This window comes from Streptomyces sp. NBC_01166, from assembly GCF_045039765.1.
In the GTDB taxonomy this organism is placed as follows: Bacteria; Actinomycetota; Actinomycetes; order Streptomycetales; family Streptomycetaceae; genus Streptomyces.
Window position 1 is genome coordinate 3,822,062 of sequence record NZ_CP108613.1, and the last position, 15,414, is coordinate 3,837,475.

At 68.1% G+C, this 15,414-nt stretch carries 18 protein-coding genes, 1 tRNA gene and 1 pseudogene; 13 read left to right on the plus strand and 7 right to left on the minus strand.

Features of this window, described 5'->3' with window-relative positions:
- Positions 1-19: 19 nt before the first annotated feature.
- Entirely contained in the window at positions 20-505 is a 486-nt protein-coding gene (locus tag OG379_RS17450) for a carboxymuconolactone decarboxylase family protein (RefSeq protein WP_401522351.1), read from the minus strand.
- A gap of 132 nt (positions 506-637) precedes the next feature.
- Between OG379_RS17450 and OG379_RS17455 the strand changes: the two genes are divergently transcribed.
- Positions 638-1,615, plus strand: a complete 978-nt coding sequence (locus OG379_RS17455; RefSeq protein ID WP_405668552.1) for an RNA polymerase sigma-70 factor — start codon at positions 638-640, stop codon at positions 1,613-1,615.
- Between the two features lie 32 nt (positions 1,616-1,647).
- On the opposite strand, the gene OG379_RS17460 is transcribed toward OG379_RS17455, so the two are convergent.
- Positions 1,648-3,087, minus strand: a complete 1,440-nt coding sequence (locus OG379_RS17460) for a helix-turn-helix domain-containing protein (RefSeq protein WP_405663833.1) — start codon at positions 3,085-3,087, stop codon at positions 1,648-1,650.
- A gap of 393 nt (positions 3,088-3,480) precedes the next feature.
- On the opposite strand from OG379_RS17460, the gene OG379_RS17465 reads away from it, so the two are divergent.
- Entirely contained in the window at positions 3,481-4,191 is a 711-nt protein-coding gene (locus OG379_RS17465; RefSeq protein ID WP_405663836.1) for a DUF4232 domain-containing protein, read from the plus strand.
- Positions 4,192-4,297: 106 nt separating this feature from the next.
- Complete coding sequence (locus OG379_RS17470) at positions 4,298-4,954, plus strand: Type 1 glutamine amidotransferase-like domain-containing protein (RefSeq protein WP_405663838.1); 657 nt, start codon at positions 4,298-4,300, stop codon at positions 4,952-4,954.
- A 21-nt stretch (positions 4,955-4,975) separates the two neighbouring features.
- Here the strand turns inward: OG379_RS17470 and OG379_RS17475 are convergent, their stop codons facing one another.
- Positions 4,976-5,713, minus strand: a complete 738-nt coding sequence (locus OG379_RS17475) for a helix-turn-helix domain-containing protein (protein WP_405663840.1) — start codon at positions 5,711-5,713, stop codon at positions 4,976-4,978.
- Between the two features lie 247 nt (positions 5,714-5,960).
- Between OG379_RS17475 and OG379_RS17480 the strand changes: the two genes are divergently transcribed.
- The 3 genes from OG379_RS17480 to OG379_RS17490 are packed head-to-tail and all read left to right on the plus strand — an operon-like array spanning position 5,961 to position 8,390.
- Positions 5,961-6,632: a DUF4097 family beta strand repeat-containing protein gene (locus tag OG379_RS17480; protein ID WP_405663843.1), complete on the plus strand. Its 672-nt coding sequence runs from the start codon at positions 5,961-5,963 to the stop codon at positions 6,630-6,632.
- Between the two features lie 13 nt (positions 6,633-6,645).
- Positions 6,646-7,608: an ATP-binding cassette domain-containing protein gene (locus OG379_RS17485; protein WP_405663846.1), complete on the plus strand. Its 963-nt coding sequence runs from the start codon at positions 6,646-6,648 to the stop codon at positions 7,606-7,608.
- Entirely contained in the window at positions 7,605-8,390 is a 786-nt protein-coding gene (locus OG379_RS17490; protein ID WP_405663848.1) for an ABC transporter permease, read from the plus strand. Before OG379_RS17485 ends, OG379_RS17490 begins: the two co-directional genes overlap by 4 nt.
- Before the next feature lie 91 nt (positions 8,391-8,481).
- Here OG379_RS17490 and OG379_RS17495 read toward each other — a convergent pair whose 3' ends face one another.
- Both OG379_RS17495 and OG379_RS17500 read right to left on the minus strand, forming a co-directional pair.
- Positions 8,482-8,922 carry a glutaredoxin domain-containing protein gene (locus OG379_RS17495; RefSeq protein WP_405663850.1) on the minus strand — a complete coding sequence of 147 codons (441 nt, stop codon included), beginning with the start codon at positions 8,920-8,922 and terminating at the stop codon, positions 8,482-8,484.
- Between the two features lie 72 nt (positions 8,923-8,994).
- Entirely contained in the window at positions 8,995-9,174 is a 180-nt protein-coding gene (locus OG379_RS17500; protein WP_405663852.1) for a hypothetical protein, read from the minus strand.
- Between the two features lie 333 nt (positions 9,175-9,507).
- Here OG379_RS17500 and OG379_RS17505 point away from each other — a divergent pair, with 333 nt between their 5' ends.
- The 7 genes and pseudogenes from OG379_RS17505 to OG379_RS17535 all read left to right on the plus strand — a co-directional run.
- A complete protein-coding gene (locus tag OG379_RS17505) occupies positions 9,508-11,427 on the plus strand; it encodes a hypothetical protein (RefSeq protein WP_405663855.1) in 1,920 nt (639 codons plus the stop codon).
- Positions 11,424-12,032: a hypothetical protein gene (locus OG379_RS17510; protein WP_405663857.1), complete on the plus strand. Its 609-nt coding sequence runs from the start codon at positions 11,424-11,426 to the stop codon at positions 12,030-12,032. The genes OG379_RS17505 and OG379_RS17510 overlap by 4 nt, the downstream gene beginning before the upstream one ends.
- Positions 12,029-12,541, plus strand: a complete 513-nt coding sequence (locus OG379_RS17515; RefSeq protein ID WP_405663859.1) for a dCTP deaminase domain-containing protein — start codon at positions 12,029-12,031, stop codon at positions 12,539-12,541. Before OG379_RS17510 ends, OG379_RS17515 begins: the two co-directional genes overlap by 4 nt.
- A gap of 32 nt (positions 12,542-12,573) precedes the next feature.
- Positions 12,574-13,089 carry a dCTP deaminase gene (gene dcd / locus OG379_RS17520; protein ID WP_405663861.1) on the plus strand — a complete coding sequence of 172 codons (516 nt, stop codon included), beginning with the start codon at positions 12,574-12,576 and terminating at the stop codon, positions 13,087-13,089.
- 100 nt (positions 13,090-13,189) lie between these two features.
- Positions 13,190-13,540, plus strand: coding sequence for a hypothetical protein (locus OG379_RS17525; RefSeq protein ID WP_405663864.1), 351 nt, complete (start codon positions 13,190-13,192; stop codon positions 13,538-13,540).
- Positions 13,541-13,614: 74 nt separating this feature from the next.
- Complete coding sequence (locus OG379_RS17530; RefSeq protein ID WP_405663866.1) at positions 13,615-14,022, plus strand: SRPBCC family protein; 408 nt, start codon at positions 13,615-13,617, stop codon at positions 14,020-14,022.
- 89 nt (positions 14,023-14,111) lie between these two features.
- Positions 14,112-14,240: pseudogene (locus OG379_RS17535) on the plus strand (LuxR C-terminal-related transcriptional regulator); the annotation flags it as partial.
- Between the two features lie 17 nt (positions 14,241-14,257).
- On the opposite strand, the gene hemB reads toward OG379_RS17535, so the two are convergent.
- Together hemB and OG379_RS17545 are read right to left on the minus strand one after the other, a co-directional pair.
- The gene (gene hemB / locus OG379_RS17540; RefSeq protein ID WP_405663868.1) at positions 14,258-15,253 is read right to left on the minus strand and encodes a porphobilinogen synthase; all 996 of its coding nucleotides are present in this window, start codon (positions 15,251-15,253) and stop codon (positions 14,258-14,260) included.
- A 77-nt stretch (positions 15,254-15,330) separates the two neighbouring features.
- A tRNA-Ala gene (locus OG379_RS17545) sits at positions 15,331-15,404 on the minus strand.
- Between the last annotated feature and the right edge of the window lie 10 nt (positions 15,405-15,414).

Here is a 15,414-nt window from a genome sequence, read left to right on the forward strand (position 1 = left end):
CCGTGCGCGTTCCCGCCGGTCAGCCGAACGCGGCGGCGAAGGCACCGGGCTCGTAGGAGCCCCCCTTCTGGTGCGTGATCACGGCGAGCCTGTTGGCCGCGTTCATCAGGGCGACGAGGGAGATCAGCGCGGCGACCTGGTCGTCGTCGTAGTGCTTGCGCACCTGGGCCCAGGTCTCGTCGGACACACCCGGCTGGGCGTCGGCGAGCCGCGTGCCCTCCTCGGCGAGCGCCAGCGCCGCCTGCTCGGCCTCGGTGAACACGGTGGACTCGCGCCAGGCGGCGACCAGATGGAGCCGGACCGCGGTCTCCCCGGCGGCCGCCGCCTCCTTGACGTGCATGTCGATGCAGTGCCCGCAGCCGTTGATCTGGCTGACGCGCAGCGACACCAGCTCCTGCGTGGCCTTCGGCAGCGCCGACTGCTGGACCACCAGGCCCGTGCCGGCGAACCGCTTGGCGAACTTCATACCGATCTCGTTCTCGAAAAGGTTGAACCGTGCGTCCATGACGTCGTCCTCACTCGTGGTCGTGCACTCGGACGAACACGAGATGCCGCCGACGCGCCCCCTGTGACGGGACACCTCTGTGACCTGCATCACCGCTCACCGATGTCACAGAGCGACGGCCGCCGGCGTCTTGTGCGCGTGGAACCGTCGACAGCGAACAGGCAGGAGCAGCCGGTGGAGAGCGAACGAGCACACACCAGCGACACGGCCGGGCAGCCCACCGGTGAGGGGCGCCCCGACCCCGCGACCGAGGCGTTCGTCGCCCACCGCAATCTGCTGTTCACCGTCGCCTACGAGATGCTCGGCTCCGCCGCCGACGCGGAGGACGCCCTCCAGGAGACCTGGCTGCGGTGGGCGGACGTCGACCTCGGCACGGTGCGGGACCCCCGGGCGTACCTCGTCCGGATCGCCACGCGGCAGGCACTCGGCCGGCTGCGCACGCTCGGCCGCCGCAAGGAGTCCTACGTCGGTACCTGGCTGCCCGAGCCGCTGCTCACCACGCCCGACGTGGCGGACGACGTCGAGCTGGCCGACAGTGTCTCGATGGCGATGCTGCTGGTGATGGAGACGCTCACACCGGCCGAGCGGGCGGTGTTCGTGCTGCGCGAGGTGTTCGCCCTCGATTACGAGGAGATCGCCGAAGCCGTGGGCAAGACCCCCGCCGCGGTCCGCCAGATCGCTCACCGGGCACGGTCCCACGTCGCGGCGCGCCGCCCGCGCGGGACCGTCTCCCCCGCCGAGACCCGGGGCGCGCTCGACGCGTTCAAGCGCGCCGTGGAAACGGGCGATCTGCAGGGCCTCCTCGACGTCCTCGCCCCGGACGCCGTCCTCCTCGGGGACGGCGGAGGAGTCAAGCAGGCCGTCCTCCGGCCCGTCGTGGGGGCCGACAAGGTGGCCCGGCTGCTGATCGGCGGGCTGGGCAAGGCCACCGCGCTGTCGCTGCGGACGGCACACGTCAACGCCCGCCCGGCGCTGGTCATCAGGCTCGACGGCGCGCTCGACACCGTGGTGACGGTACGCATCGACGACGGCCTCATCACCGGCCTCTACGCCGTGCGCAACCCCGAGAAGCTGTCACGCATGGAGCAGGAGACCGTCCTGAGCCGTTGAGACCGCGGCCTGGCCGCACCGCCGCCCGGCCGTCACTGCCCCTCGGGGCCCCACTCCTCCGGGACCCACTGTGCCGTGTCCGAACGGTAGTAGTACGACGGCCGGGCCTTGAGGCTGCTCGTACGGAAGGGCTTGCCCCCGTCGTCGATGCGCAGCATCCCGCTCCTGCCGCCGCTGGTCCACTCCAGCTCCAGGTACCAGGTCACGTCGTGCCCCTCCACGTGCGCATCGAGGTGGAAGACCTCGACATCGGTGGAACTCACCCGGTACGGGAAGTCCTTCGCGGGGACGACCACGCCGGCGTCCTCGCCCGCGACGGGCTTCGTACGGGGCCGGCTGTCGTCCAGGTCGATGTCGAAGGTCTGCGGCGTGATGCCTCCTCCACAGCCGTTCCCCATCGAGTACGCGCCCCAGGCGAGCGGCGCGTTGCGCCCCAGCACCCGCACGTGCAGCCCGTTCAGCACGACCGCCTCGCCGGACGTCCCCTGCAGGGTGAGTTCGAGCTTCATGTCACCCCCGTCCACACCGTCAAGGACCCGCGCCCAGCTACGGGTGTCCTGGGGCGGGGGCGCCGGCGGCAGGTCGTCGGGCGCCTGGTCGAACAAGTAGTACTGCCCGCAGGGCGATTCCCAGTTGTACGAACTGATGGTCGCGTGCACGGGTACGCCACCGCCACTCTCCGGCCGGCGCGAGGACGGCGAAGGCCTGGCGCTCTTTCCGCCGGCCGGCGAGGAAGCGCTTCGGCTGGGCTCGGCGGACGGGCTGCCGCTCTTGCTGGGCTTCACGCTCCCGCTCGCTCTGCCGGTGGGCACCACCGGCGAGAGGCTGAGCCCCGCGTCCACACGTCCGTCGTCCGAGGGCTCGTCACTTCCGAGGCCGCGGACGGAGAGGGCGGCGGAAACGGTGAGTGCCACGACCGCCACCGCGGTGAACAGGACACGCAGCTTCCTGCTGGTGCGGCGACGTGGCGCGGGTACGCCGCCAGGGGGCGACCCCTGGGGTGTCACGTCCTCCGACGCGGATTCCGTTTCGGGCCGCGAGGGCGGTTCCGCTTCTGCCTGGGGAACGGTGCCGTCGGCACGTGCGGGCCCGGGGGCCGCCGGCTCGGACGCGGCGGGCTCGGATTCGTCGAGCGCGGGAGCGGACGCGTCGGGCACCTCGGACACGTCGGGCTCGTCAGGGGGCCCGCCGGCGGTCCCGGCCGCTTGCGGCTTCCGAGGCACCCGCCGTTTCGCCTCGTCGGCCAGGATCCATTTCCGGTGAAGGGCCATCAACTCGTCGGAGGACGCCCGGCACACCCGCGCGAAGCGCTCGACGGGCGCGTAGTCATGGGGAACGGCGTCACCGTTGCAGTACCGGTGCACGGTCGAGGTGCTCATGTGCAGCTTCTGGGCGAGCGCCCCGTAACTGAGCCCGGACCTCTCCTTCAGCTCCCTGAGCAGCACCGCGAAGTCCTGGATCTCTGTGCCCACCTCGACCGTTCCCCTTCCGTGCGTTCCCGGAGCGCGTTCCAGGGACGTGGTGTCCGCGCAGGTCAGAGTACGTGCGAACGTTCCAGCGTCCCGCGTGCCCCGCCAGCCGTTGCAGCCGGAATCCGGGCCTGGACAAGATGTGGACACACCGCGGCGTTCCCCGCGATCCGTACATCCCACCCTCGTCCGTCCCGGGAGCCGCCATGCGTACTCGGCCTGCGCTCAGCCTGACCGACGCAGTCGCCGCAGCAGTGCTGATCGTCTGCATCGCAGTCGTCATCGCACTCCTGCAGAACCTCTGATCACGCGTCACCGACCAGTAGACCCGCCCGCACATCAGGGCGCCAAACGGCGCCCCGGGCACATGCCACCTTCGAACGGGGAGAACCACTCATGCGCAACCTTCACTTCCGCCGGGCCGCCCGCACCTCCGTCCTGGGCACGGCGGCGCTGATCGCCGCCCTGTCCCTGACGGCCTGCCAGAGCGACAGCCCGGCCCCGGCGGCGTACGACGCCGAGGCCCCGGCGCCCCAGAAGCCGGCCGACGGCGCTTCGGCGGCACCGGCATCGGACACGGCCAACGGCCAGGAGACGGCTGGAGACACCAGCACCTCCGGTTCCGGTTCCGAGAGTGCCAAGGGTTCCGGTTCCGCCACTGCGAAGCAGCAGCGCACCAGTGCGTCCCTGCCCACCTGCACCGGCGAGAACACCAAGCTCACGATCACCGGCGTCAAGCGCCCCGTCAACCACATGCTGCTCACCGTGACCAACACCGGCTCGAAGGCGTGCAACGCCTTCTACTACCCGGTCCTGCGCTTCGGTGAGGCGCAGTCCGTCCCTCCGGTCGTCGAGGACAGCAAGCCGCAGGCCGTCGTCACCGTCGCGCCCGGCCAGTCCGCCTACGCCGGAGTCATGACCTCGTCCGCCGACGGCAGCGGCACGGGCGGCTACTCCACCCAGGACCTGAGCGTCGGCTTCCTGGACGCGGAGTCGGAGTCCGCGGGCGACATGGTGAACGTCCCGCTGTCCAAGGACGTGTACGTCGACAGCACGCTGACCGTCACCTACTGGCAGACCGAGATGGACGACGCCCTCATGTACTGACCGTTCACGCACTGACGGTCCGGCCTCCGCGACGGGCGTGACACCGCAGGAGCGGTGTCACGCCCGTTCGGCCGTGTCAGGCTCCCCGGCCCGCTACGGTCCACGGATGCGTATGTATCTTTCGTCCTTCCGGACAGGGGACCACCCGGAGCAGATGCTGGCACTGCTGCACCGGCCGCCCGCCTCCGACGTCACGGTCGCGGTGATAGCCAACGCGGTCGACGCCCTGCCGGCCGGTGAGCGCGAAGCGGCGGTCGAACGGGAGCTCGGAGCGCTTTCCGGTCTCGGGCTTCGGCCGGTCGAGCTCGACCTGCGTACGTTCTTCGAGCGTCCCGGGGCGCAGATCGCGGCCGCTCTCGCCCGGTTCCCCCTGGTCTGGGTCCGAGGCGGCAATGTGTTCGTCCTGCGCCAGGCCATGGCCCGCAGCGGGGCCGACCGGGCCCTCGTGGACCTGCTGCGGCAGGACGCCTTCGTCTACGCGGGCTACAGCGCCGGCGCCTGCGTCCTGGCCCCCGATCTACGGGGCCTGGAGGAGTGCGACGCCCCGGAGGCGGTGGGCACCGCGTACGGCGACGAGGCCCGCTGGGACGGTCTGGCCCTTCTCGACTACGTCGTGGTGCCCCACATCGACTCGCCCGGACACCCCGAGACGGAGATCCTCGGCACCGTGGCCGATCGCTACCGCGCCCACGGAACCGCCCATCGGACTCTCCGCGACGGCCAGGCCATCGTGATCGACGGACTCGACACCTCCGTCTGCTGACCGGGCGGCCGCGGAGCCCTCTCAATCCCGCGAAGCCTCGGGAACTGTCCCGGATTTCGTGTGGAGAACGTCGCGGGCCTGGTTCGCGGCGCGGGTGATGTTCTCGGAGACGAAGCCGAGGAAACGGGCGACGCCCTCCAGGCGCGTGGCGGCCGGAGTGCCGGCGCCGAGGACTCCGACGCCCTGATGGGCGGTCTCGATGATCTGCTCCGTGGCGCGTGCGCTGGCGATCATCGACTGGTACCAGATGTCGTCGTCGACGACATAGCGGTCGCGACGGCGTTCGTCCCGCTCCCGCCGGATGAACGACTGACTCTCGAGGTACGCGATGGCCTTGGAGACGGACGCCGGGCTGACCTGAAGACGCTCGACGAGTTCGGACGCCGTGAGGCTGCCCGAGTCGGTGATGGTGAGGCAGGTCAGGACCCGGGACATCATCTTGGGCATGCCCGACTGCATGAGGACGGTGGTGAACACTTCCTCGAACTCCTGCACGGCCTCAGCATCGCGTCCGTGGGCCTGCGGGGCCGTATTCGAATCCCGTGGCCCGGCCTGCTTGCGGCGGTGGGCGCGGTGTTCGGTGGCGCGGTGGGCGAGTTCGGCGCGGTAGGCGGTGGGGCCGCCGTTACGCATCACCTCGCGCGTGACCGTCGAGGTGGGACGGTCGAGGCTTCTCGCGATCTCCGCATACGGGAGGCCGTCGGCCAGTCCCAGCGCGATCTGCTGTCGTTCCTGCTGGGTGAGCCTGCCTCCGGGCATCGCGCTCTCTCCTTCGTCGTCCGCAATGCCCCCAGCATAGCGTTCACCACCAATTCATTGCAACGTACCGAGGTCCATCCCGTTGCATTAGGCCCAGAACCATTGCAACGAAATACTTCACGCCACCTGCAACAATGGGGATTTGACGCAACAAGCTCGTTGCCAACTTCATGAACGCAACGTAGCGTTTCTCTCATCGGAAACAGCGAGGCCGAAAGGCCACGCACCACAGATGAAGGAGCACACGATGCAGAAGTTCGACACCCCCTCCACGGTCTCCGCCGTCCTGGACATCCCCGCCGGCCGCATCCGGTTCATCGCCGCTGACCGGGCCGACACCACGGTCGAGGTCCTGCCCGCGGACGCCACCAAGAGCCGCGACGTGAAGGCGGCCGGACGCACCACGGTCGGATACGACGACGGCGTCCTGCGGATCGAGGCCCCGCCCGCGAAGAACTCGGTCCTCGGCAGCGCCGGATCCCTCGAGGTGACCGTCCAGCTGCCCACCGGCTCCCGCATCGAGGCGAAGACGGCCGCCGCCGACATCCGCGGCGTCGGACGACTCGGCGACGTCACCTTCGAGGGCGCCCAGGGCACGGTCAAGCTCGACGAGACCGACAGTGCCCGCCTCACCCTCCTCGCCGGCGACATCACCATCGGCCGCCTGGGCGGACCCGGCCACATCAGCACCCAGAAGGGCGACATCAACATCACCGAAGCCCTGCGCGGCACGGTCGAACTGCGCACCCAGCAAGGCGAGATCTCGATCGGCGCCGCCCGCGGAGTCTCCGCCTCCCTGGACGCCGGCACCAGCTACGGCCGCATCCACAACACGCTCCGGAACACCGACGGCGCCACCGCCGGCCTCGAGATCCACGCCACCACCGCCTACGGCGACATCACCGCCCGCAGCCTCTGAAAGGGCAACCCTCATGACGAACTTGGCCATCGCAGCGAACGGGCTGCGCAAGTCCTACGGCGACAAGGTCGTGCTCGACGGCGTCGACCTGGCCGTCCCCGAAGGCTCGGTCTTCGCCCTGCTCGGCCCGAACGGTGCCGGCAAGACCACCGCCGTGAAGATCCTCTCCACCCTGATCAGCACCGGCCCGGGCACCGGCGACATCCACATCGGCGGCCACAACCTGGCGACGGACCCGCAGGCGGTGCGGGGCGCGATCGGTGTCACCGGACAGTTCTCCGCGGTCGACGGCCTGATCACCGGCGAGGAGAACATGCTCCTCATGGCCGACCTGCACCACCTCTCCAAGGCCGAGGGACGGCGCACCACCGCCGAACTCCTGGAGCGTTTCGACCTGGTCGAGGCCGCGAAGAAGCCCGCCTCCACCTACTCCGGCGGCATGAAGCGCCGCCTGGACATCGCCATGACGCTGGTCGGCGGCCCGAGGATCATCTTCCTCGACGAGCCGACCACCGGCCTCGACCCGCGCTCCCGCCACACCATGTGGGGCATCATCCGCGGGCTGGTGTCCGGCGGGGTGACCGTCTTCCTCACCACCCAGTACCTGGAGGAGGCCGACGAACTCGCCGACCGCATCGCAGTACTCCACGACGGCAAGCTCGCCGCCGAGGGCACCGCCGACGAACTCAAGCGGATCGTCCCCGGCGGACACATCCGGCTCCGCTTCACCGACCCGGCCGCATACCGGGCCGCCGCCACCAGCCTGGGCGAGGTCACCCGGGACGACGAAGCACTCGCCCTGCAGATCCCGAGCGACGGAAGCCAGCGCGAACTGCGCTCCATCCTCGACCGGCTGGACTCGGCCGGCATCGAGGCGGACGAACTCACCGTGCACACACCCGACCTCGACGACGTCTTCTTCGCCCTGACAGCCCCGGCCAACGTCCCCAGCCAGCCCAAGGAGACTGCCCGATGAGCTCCCTTTCCCTCGCCGTACGCGACTCGTCCACCATGCTGCGCCGCAACCTCCTGCACGCCCGGCGCTACCCGTCCCTCACCCTCAACCTGCTGCTCACCCCGGTCATGCTCCTGCTGCTCTTCGTCTACATCTTCGGCGACACGATGAGCGCGGGCATCGGCGGCGGCGACCGCTCCGACTACATCGCCTACATCGTCCCCGGCATCCTGCTGATGACGATCGGCTCCACCGTGGTCGGCACCGCGGTGTCCGTCTCCACCGACATGGCCGAGGGCATCATCGCCCGCTTCCGCACCATGGCCATCCACCGCGGCTCCGTCCTCTTCGGGCACGTCGCCGGCAGCGTCCTGCAAGCGATCGCCAGTGTCGTGCTCGTCGGCGCCGTCGGCGTCGCCATGGGCTTCCGCTCCACGGACGCCACCGTCCTGGAATGGCTGGCGGCGTTCGGGCTGCTGGCGCTGGTCTCCCTGGCCTTCACCTGGATCGCGGTCGGCATGGGTATGGGCAGCCCCAACGCCGAGGCGGCCAGCAACAACGCCATGCCGCTGATCCTCCTGCCGCTCATCTCGAGCGCCTTCACCCCGGTCGAGTCGATGCCCGGCTGGTTCCAGCCGATCGCCGAGTACCAGCCCTTCACCCCGGCCATCGAAACCCTGCGAGGACTCCTTCTCGGCACCGAGATCGGCAACAGCGGGTGGATCACCATCGCCTGGTGCCTGGGCCTCACCGTCCTCGGCTACCGCTGGTCGAAGGCTCAGTTCGACCGCGACCCGAAGTAACGCGTGACAGCGCGAGCCCTTTCCCGCACAGCGTCCCGCCCAAGGCGGCGTACACCGGCCCCGCGCCGGAGTACGCCGCCTGTTCGTTCGTTCAGCTCCCGGAGGAGGAGAGCTGTTCGCGGACCCACGCATGGTCAGGATTGACGTGCGGCCGGCCCGCCACGAAGACGGTCGGCACGGTCTCGTTGCCGTTGTTGACCTCTCGCACCAGCGCCGCGCCGGCCGGGTCACGCCAGATATCGACCCAGTAGAGCTGGTCGGCCTTACGGCCCAACCGGATACGCAGCCGCATGCAGTACTTGCAGCCAGAGCGCCAGAAGATCACCGGTCTGCCGTCGACCGCGCTGCGGCGTTGCGCCTCCAGCGCCCCGATGGACCTCGGGAAGATCAGAGGCGAGTTCACACCGGCGAGAAGTACGAAGCCCAGCAGGAATGCCGTGGCTTCGCCCGGGCTCCCCTGAAAGATCAAGGCAGTCGCAACGACCGAGCCACAGAGCACCAGCAGAATCGGCAATGTCCACGCGCGCATCATGAGGACGCACGCTATCCCTGCCCAGGGGCCGTGTGGCCGTTGTGGCGTGCGTAATCATCCATCGGCCGGGCTTCAGCCCTTGACGATCGCGCTCTCCGCACCCGGTATCCCCTTGTCCAACCAGTGCCCGTGACGCCCGTGGACCGCGGGATCGCGGTTGGCGAGCAGCGCGGACAGCTTCTCCGCCTCCTCGGTCAGGCCCTGCCAGGTCGCCCGACCGAGCCCAGGTAGCCGGGCGCACCCCTGCCGCACCCGCCGCCGCGTGCGCGATGACCCGGGCGGACACGAACGCGGCACGCTGGATGGACGGGTGAGGCGTCCTTGTGGCTGCAATGGTGCTGCCCTCCGGGCTTTCATGGAGGTCCAGCAACCCGCAGCGCTCCCCAACTGGAAGAAGGTGCCCCGCACACGTTGTGGGGCGGCGGTTTACGCGGCATCCGGCAGGGACAGATCGTGAGGTGTTGAGATGAGACTGCCACGTGTGCAGACGGATCCGGGACGTTCCCGATGGCGGCGAAAGAAGATGTACGAATGGCGTCCGATAGTCTTCGAAGAGGCCGAGTGAGCCGAAATCCCCTCTCACCCGTGCGCGATGCCGTGCACGGCCTCATCGACACATCCGACACCGCAGCCGGTTTCGCGTCGCCGATCATCGACCGCATCATTCAATCGCGCCCCGTCCAGCGGCTGCGGCGGGTCAAGCAGTTAGGTTTTGCCTCTCACAGCTTCGTAGGAGCCGACCACAGCAGATACGCCCATGCCATTGGCACCATGCACATCATGCGCAAGCTCCTGCGCCAGGTCGGGTCTGCGGATTCGGAGTTCCTGGCCACGTTGAAGGCCGAGTACGACCGAATCTATCAGCCGGACCGTCCCCCTGAGACTGAGTGGCTCTACGAGCACATTCTGGTCGCTGCGCTCTTGCAGGATGTGGGCGAGCTTCCCTATCAGAGCGCCACTCGGGGGCTCTTTGTCCCGGATGACGACATCCGTTCCTGGGTCGGCCTGAAGATCGGCCGGGACACCTCTCTCTGGCCCGCCAAGCCGGTTTTCACTCTGGCTTGTCTGTTCGGCTCCGAGATCGATCCTCTCCTGGCGCCGCTGAACAGCAACTTCATCGCTTTCCTGATGACGGCTGACTACTGGCCCGATACCGACCTGACCACCGCATTCCTGCCTGTGCGTCATATGCTGGACGGCGAGATCGATGCCGATCGGATTGATTACGTGCATCGTGACGCACACCACACCGTCGGGATGCTCGGCAATTCGGATGATGTGATCTCCGCGATCATCACGTACGACGACCGAGGCCCCATCTGCTCGGACCCCGCGCCGTTTGCCAACTTCCTGGCGACACGTGCGCATCTGTATTCCACAGTCTATTTCGCACCGCAGAACCGATTCAGAGTCATGCTGGTCAAGAGCATCCTCAGGGGCGTACGCGAGTCCGATGAGCTGCGCCTGGCCTTCCCTCTGATCTCGAACCAGCACATGAGCACCGACTCCTTCCTGGACGTCGATGACGTCCGGCTGGAGGAAGAGATCATCAAGCTCAGCCAAAGTACCCTCAAGAGAAGGCTGAGCAAGAGGGCCGGTACGGCTCTGACGGAGTTCACCACGGGCACGAAGCTATATCGGCACTTCTGGCTTCGGGACGTGGAATCCGCAGATACTCCGGCCCGAACGGCCGATGTCCCGGTGCCGCACGATCTCTTCTTCGAGGTGTTCGGGACCGACGCTCCCCCGAGCAGCGGAGTCCGCTTCTCCATGGAGGGACCCGACGGTGAGGTGGAACTCACCGGCATAGGGGAATGCAACGGCCCGCACTTCGGAGTCACCAGCAATGCACGGGCGACGCTACCCATCCTCGGCGACGTCCTGGTCTTCTATCCGAACAACAGCAAGGGCGAGGACATCAAAGCGGTGCGGGCCGCATACACCGACCGGACCCTGCGAGCCGCCCTGTTGCAGAAGGCCCGGAACGAGTGGGACGGGATTCCACCGGACACCAGGAGCCTGAAGGGATTCAACGGCCCGACGATCTTCATCTCCTACTGTACCGATGACATCGCAGAGGTACGGCGCCTGGTGTCACAGCTGCATCACTTCCGGCGACGCTACTTCGTCATCATGGAGGCGAACCAGGGGATCGGAGGAACGACGGCCCGCAACAGCATCGACGGGGTCATGAACACCGATTCAGCGATCCTGGTCGCTTCACGCTCCTATCAGCAGCGGTGCTCCACCCAGCTGAACGGGAACATCATGCATGAGATCCGTACGATGCACGATCGCCGCTCCTCGTCCCCCACGGACTATCCGGTCGTCCCTGTCTCCGTTCACCCGTATCACGACGTGACCAACATTCCCTGGACTTTGCTCGGGATGGATGCCCCTCCCTTCACAGGGACCGTCATCGGAAACGCGTCCGACACGGAACTGAGAACGACGGTAGAGGCAGTCTTGGCCGCGATCGACGCGGAGATCGGCAGCCGCCCATGACCCAGCGCTCTCAGCCCACGAGCCAGCACATATGCCGCATCGCCTTGTTCGGGCTGCCCGGTTCAGGCAAAAGCACCTTCTCGTCCCTCGCGAAATCGTGGGCCGCGAAGAATGATGCCACCGTGCATGTCATCACGCTCGCGGAACCTTTGTACCGTGCTCAGGCTGCGGTCTACGAATCCGCGGGACGCCCGCTGCACATCGCGGAAGGAAGACAGGACGGCGCCCTGCTCAATTTCCTCGGCTCACACATGCGGAAGATCAACCCGCGTGTCCTCGAAGAGCACTTCCTGTCAGAAACGGCACGCATCTACTCAGCTTGCGAAGGCAGCACCCAACGTCACGTGGTCATCTGCTCCGATGCCAGGCCGGCCGACCTCCCCTACCTACGGCGGAGCGGTTTCCACCCCGTGGTGATCACGGTCGACGAAGAGGTGGCCCGGAAACGGAAGGAAGCACGGGGCGATCTGACGCTCGGCGACTCCCGGCATACGACGGAGAACGGGCTGGAGCAGATACATCCGAGTACCCCGGTGGACAACAGCGGCACGCTGGAGGAATTCTCCACCGCCACCACTGCGCTGTTGAATTCAGTGGCCAGGTGATATTGACCGGGCGCCAGATCGAATCAGCCGTCGAGGCTGCGAAGATCGTCATCCGCCCATTCGACCCGAGCCGCATGAACCCGAACAGCTACAACTACACGCTGGGTAGTCAGCTCAGGTTCGCGGAAGGTGTCCTGGATGCTCGCCGCGAGGTGACCTGGCACTCGGCCACCATCGGGAACGAGGGCTACGTCCTCATGCCGGGACAGCTCTATCTCGCGAGTACGGCTGAGGTCATTGGCAGTGACACCTACGTGACCAGTCTGATCGGAAGATCGTCGCTCGGCCGGCTCGGGCTCTTTGTCCAGGTGACCGCCGACCTCGGGCACCAAGGAGCCGTCCACTGCTGGACCCTGGAACTCACCGTCGTCCAACCGCTGCGCATCGTCCCCGGCATGCCGCTGGGTCAGGTCAGTTTCTGGAGCACGGCAGGGGCTGCCAGCTCCTACTCAGGCATGTACGGGCAGACCTCATCACCGACGCCTTTCTGGCCACCGAGCCTCGCCTGAAGAGCCAGGCTCCCTCGGAAAGCGAGCCCACAGTGATATTGACCGGCAAGGAAATCATCCGGCAGCACCACCTTCGGCGGATCGAGATAGATCCGTTCGATCCTGTACAGGTCAACCCGAACAGCTACGACTTCCGGCTCGGCACGGACCTGCTCACCTATCGGAACAAGGAGCTGGACGTCAGGGTTGAACAGCCCACCGTACGCACGCATCTGACCGAGGCAGGCCTCGTCCTGCAGCCGGACCGCGTGTACCTCGGTTCCACCATGGAGAAGATGGGCAGTGACCACTACGTACCCATCATCAGGGGCAAGTCGTCCCTGGGCAGGCTCGGCCTCTTCGTGAACATCACAGCCGATCCGATCGACATCGGCTCGCACAACAACTGGACACTGCAGTTCCATGCTGTCCAGCCGGTCCGGATCTACCCGGGGATGCGCATCGGTCAGGTCACCTTCTGGGTCCCGGTCGGCAGCATAAAACTGTATTCGGGCAAGTACCAAGGTTCCGTGGGACCGCGCCCGTCCGAGGCCTTCCGCGACTTCTGAGGCGCCCGGCCCCCAGACACCCCGGCCCCGGCCCCGGCCGTGCGCAGCCTGAGTACGAGCGCTCATGTGCAGCTCCGGCTCACGGAGTTGACTCGTACGTATGTCGGAAGACCTTCACAACCCCCGCTCCCCGCACGCCTGGGCCGGACCGCTGATCTCCACGCTCGTCACCCTGCCGGCGGCGGCACTCGCACTGCTCTTCGGCGGCCTGTCCCCCATGGCGTGCGACTCCTGCAACGGCGCAGAGGCCGACCGCTTCACCGACTCCTTCGACGCGGCGTGGGCCGTGCTCTGCACCGGTCTCGTGCTGTCCCTGATCGTCCTCGTGGCGAGCTGGTCGTTGCCCTGGCGTCAACGACAGGCAGCGGCCCGGGTGCTCCTCTCCGTGGGCGCACCCGCCGTCGTCCTCACGGCCTACGTGGCGTTCACGGCGATGGTCGACTGGCCCTGACCAGGGCGACCGGACGGCCCCGGTGTCCGATCCGTTCAAGACGACGGCGCCCGCGCCTGGGTAGCGTCGCTGCCATGAGCACTTCGGACACCGAAACCCGTCACATCAGCATCCGCATCGACCGCCCCGCCGACGAGGTCTACGACTACGCGTCGGACCCGGTCCACCTGCCCGAGTGGGCGGCGGGCCTGGGCAGGTCGATCGAGAAGACCGACGGCGGCTGGATCGTCGACTCGCCCATGGGGCGGGTCGTGGTCGACTTCGCGCCCAGGAACGACTACGGCGTGCTCGACCACCACGTCACCCTGCCGTCGGGCGAGACCGTCCACAACCCGGTGCGGGTGATCGCCGACGGCGCCGGGTGCGAGGTCGTGTTCACCCTGCGCCGCCGGCCGGGCATGAGCGCCGACGAATTCCGGCGCGACGAGGCCGCGGTGACAGCCGACCTCGCGACTCTCAAACGTCTCACGGAAGGGCGCTGACGCCGCCGGCTCGCGCCCGCGCCTCGTCGACGGGAGATCACGGACAGGAATCGGGCCCGTGGAGGGTGCTGGGCTGTCCGCCGCCTCCCATCGCCGCGTCCCTCGTGATCAGCCGGGAGACGGTCAAGACCTTCGTCTCCCGCATCCTCGCCAAGCTCGGGCTCCGCGACCGCGTCCAGGCGGTCGTCTACGCCTACCGCCAGGGCCTGGTGTCCTGAGAGGGACCCGGCCCGCTTCAGCGCCCCAGCTTCTGCGCGACCTCCGTCGCCCAGTACGTCAGGATCATCCGCGCACCCGCGCGCCGGATGCCCGTCAGGCTCTCCAGGATCGCCGCGTCCCGGTCGATCCAGCCCTTCTCCGCGGCGGCCTCGATCATCGCGTACTCACCGCTGATCTGGTACGCCGCGACCGGCACGTCCACCGCGTCGGCGACCTTGGCGAGGACGTCCAGGTAGGGACCGGCCGGCTTGACCATGACCATGTCGGCGCCCTCCTCCAGGTCCAGCGCCAGCTCGCGCAGCGACTCCCGGAGATTCGCCGGATCCTGCTGGTACGTCTTGCGGTCGCCCCTGAGCGAGGAGCCCACCGCCTCACGGAACGGGCCGTAGAAGGCGGAGGAGTACTTCGCGGTGTAGGCCAGGATCGACACGTCCTCGTACCCGGTCTGGTCCAGCGCGTCCCGGATCACGCCGACCTGGCCGTCCATCATGCCGCTGGGACCCACCACATGGGCGCCCGCGTCGGCCTGGACCTGGGCCATCTCCGCGTACCGCTCCAGGGTGGCGTCGTTGTCGACGCGGCCGTCCTCGGTCAGCACCCCGCAGTGGCCGTGGTCCGTGAACTCGTCCAGGCACAGGTCGGACATGACGATCAGGTCGTCGCCCACCTCTTCCCGGACCGCGCGCAGCGCGACCTGGAGGATGCCGTCCGGGTCGGTCCCCGCCGTGCCCCGCCCGTCCTTCTTCTCGTCCAGCGGGACGCCGAAGAGCATGATCCCCGAGACACCGGCCGCGACCGCGTCGACGGCGGCCTTCCGCAGCGTGTCCAGGGTGTGCTGCTGCACGCCGGGCATGGCCGAGATGGCGACCGGGGCGTCGATGCCCTCGCGTACGAACGCGGGCAGGATCAGATTCGCCGGGTCGAGCCGGGTCTCGGCGACCATGCGCCGCATGACGGGGGTCGTCCGCAGCCGGCGGGGCCGCGAGCCGGGGAAGTTTCCGTAATCGGTCATCCTTCGAGACTAGACCCGCACAGATCACCGATTTACCGACACCCGAGCCGGAAAAAACGTCCGCTCGGAAGGCGGAACGGGGCCGGCCGGATTCGAACCGGCGTCCTCCCACATGCGGTGAAGGCGCGACGACCACTGCGCTACGAGCCCCGTCCCGCCCG

Coding starts and splice junctions, on each gene's coding strand:
- OG379_RS17470 (WP_405663838.1), top strand. CDS start 4,298: ATGCGTATGTATCTTTCGTCCTTCCGGACAGGGGACCACCCGGAGCAG.
- OG379_RS17450 (WP_401522351.1), bottom strand. CDS start 505: ATGGACGCACGGTTCAACCTTTTCGAGAACGAGATCGGTATGAAGTTC.
- OG379_RS17485 (WP_405663846.1), top strand. CDS start 6,646: ATGACGAACTTGGCCATCGCAGCGAACGGGCTGCGCAAGTCCTACGGC.
- OG379_RS17465 (WP_405663836.1), top strand. CDS start 3,481: ATGCGCAACCTTCACTTCCGCCGGGCCGCCCGCACCTCCGTCCTGGGC.
- OG379_RS17480 (WP_405663843.1), top strand. CDS start 5,961: ATGCAGAAGTTCGACACCCCCTCCACGGTCTCCGCCGTCCTGGACATC.
- OG379_RS17510 (WP_405663857.1), top strand. CDS start 11,424: ATGACCCAGCGCTCTCAGCCCACGAGCCAGCACATATGCCGCATCGCC.
- OG379_RS17495 (WP_405663850.1), bottom strand. CDS start 8,922: ATGATGCGCGCGTGGACATTGCCGATTCTGCTGGTGCTCTGTGGCTCG.
- OG379_RS17525 (WP_405663864.1), top strand. CDS start 13,190: ATGTCGGAAGACCTTCACAACCCCCGCTCCCCGCACGCCTGGGCCGGA.
- OG379_RS17475 (WP_405663840.1), bottom strand. CDS start 5,713: ATGCCCGGAGGCAGGCTCACCCAGCAGGAACGACAGCAGATCGCGCTG.
- hemB (WP_405663868.1), bottom strand. CDS start 15,253: ATGACCGATTACGGAAACTTCCCCGGCTCGCGGCCCCGCCGGCTGCGG.
- OG379_RS17530 (WP_405663866.1), top strand. CDS start 13,615: ATGAGCACTTCGGACACCGAAACCCGTCACATCAGCATCCGCATCGAC.
- OG379_RS17490 (WP_405663848.1), top strand. CDS start 7,605: ATGAGCTCCCTTTCCCTCGCCGTACGCGACTCGTCCACCATGCTGCGC.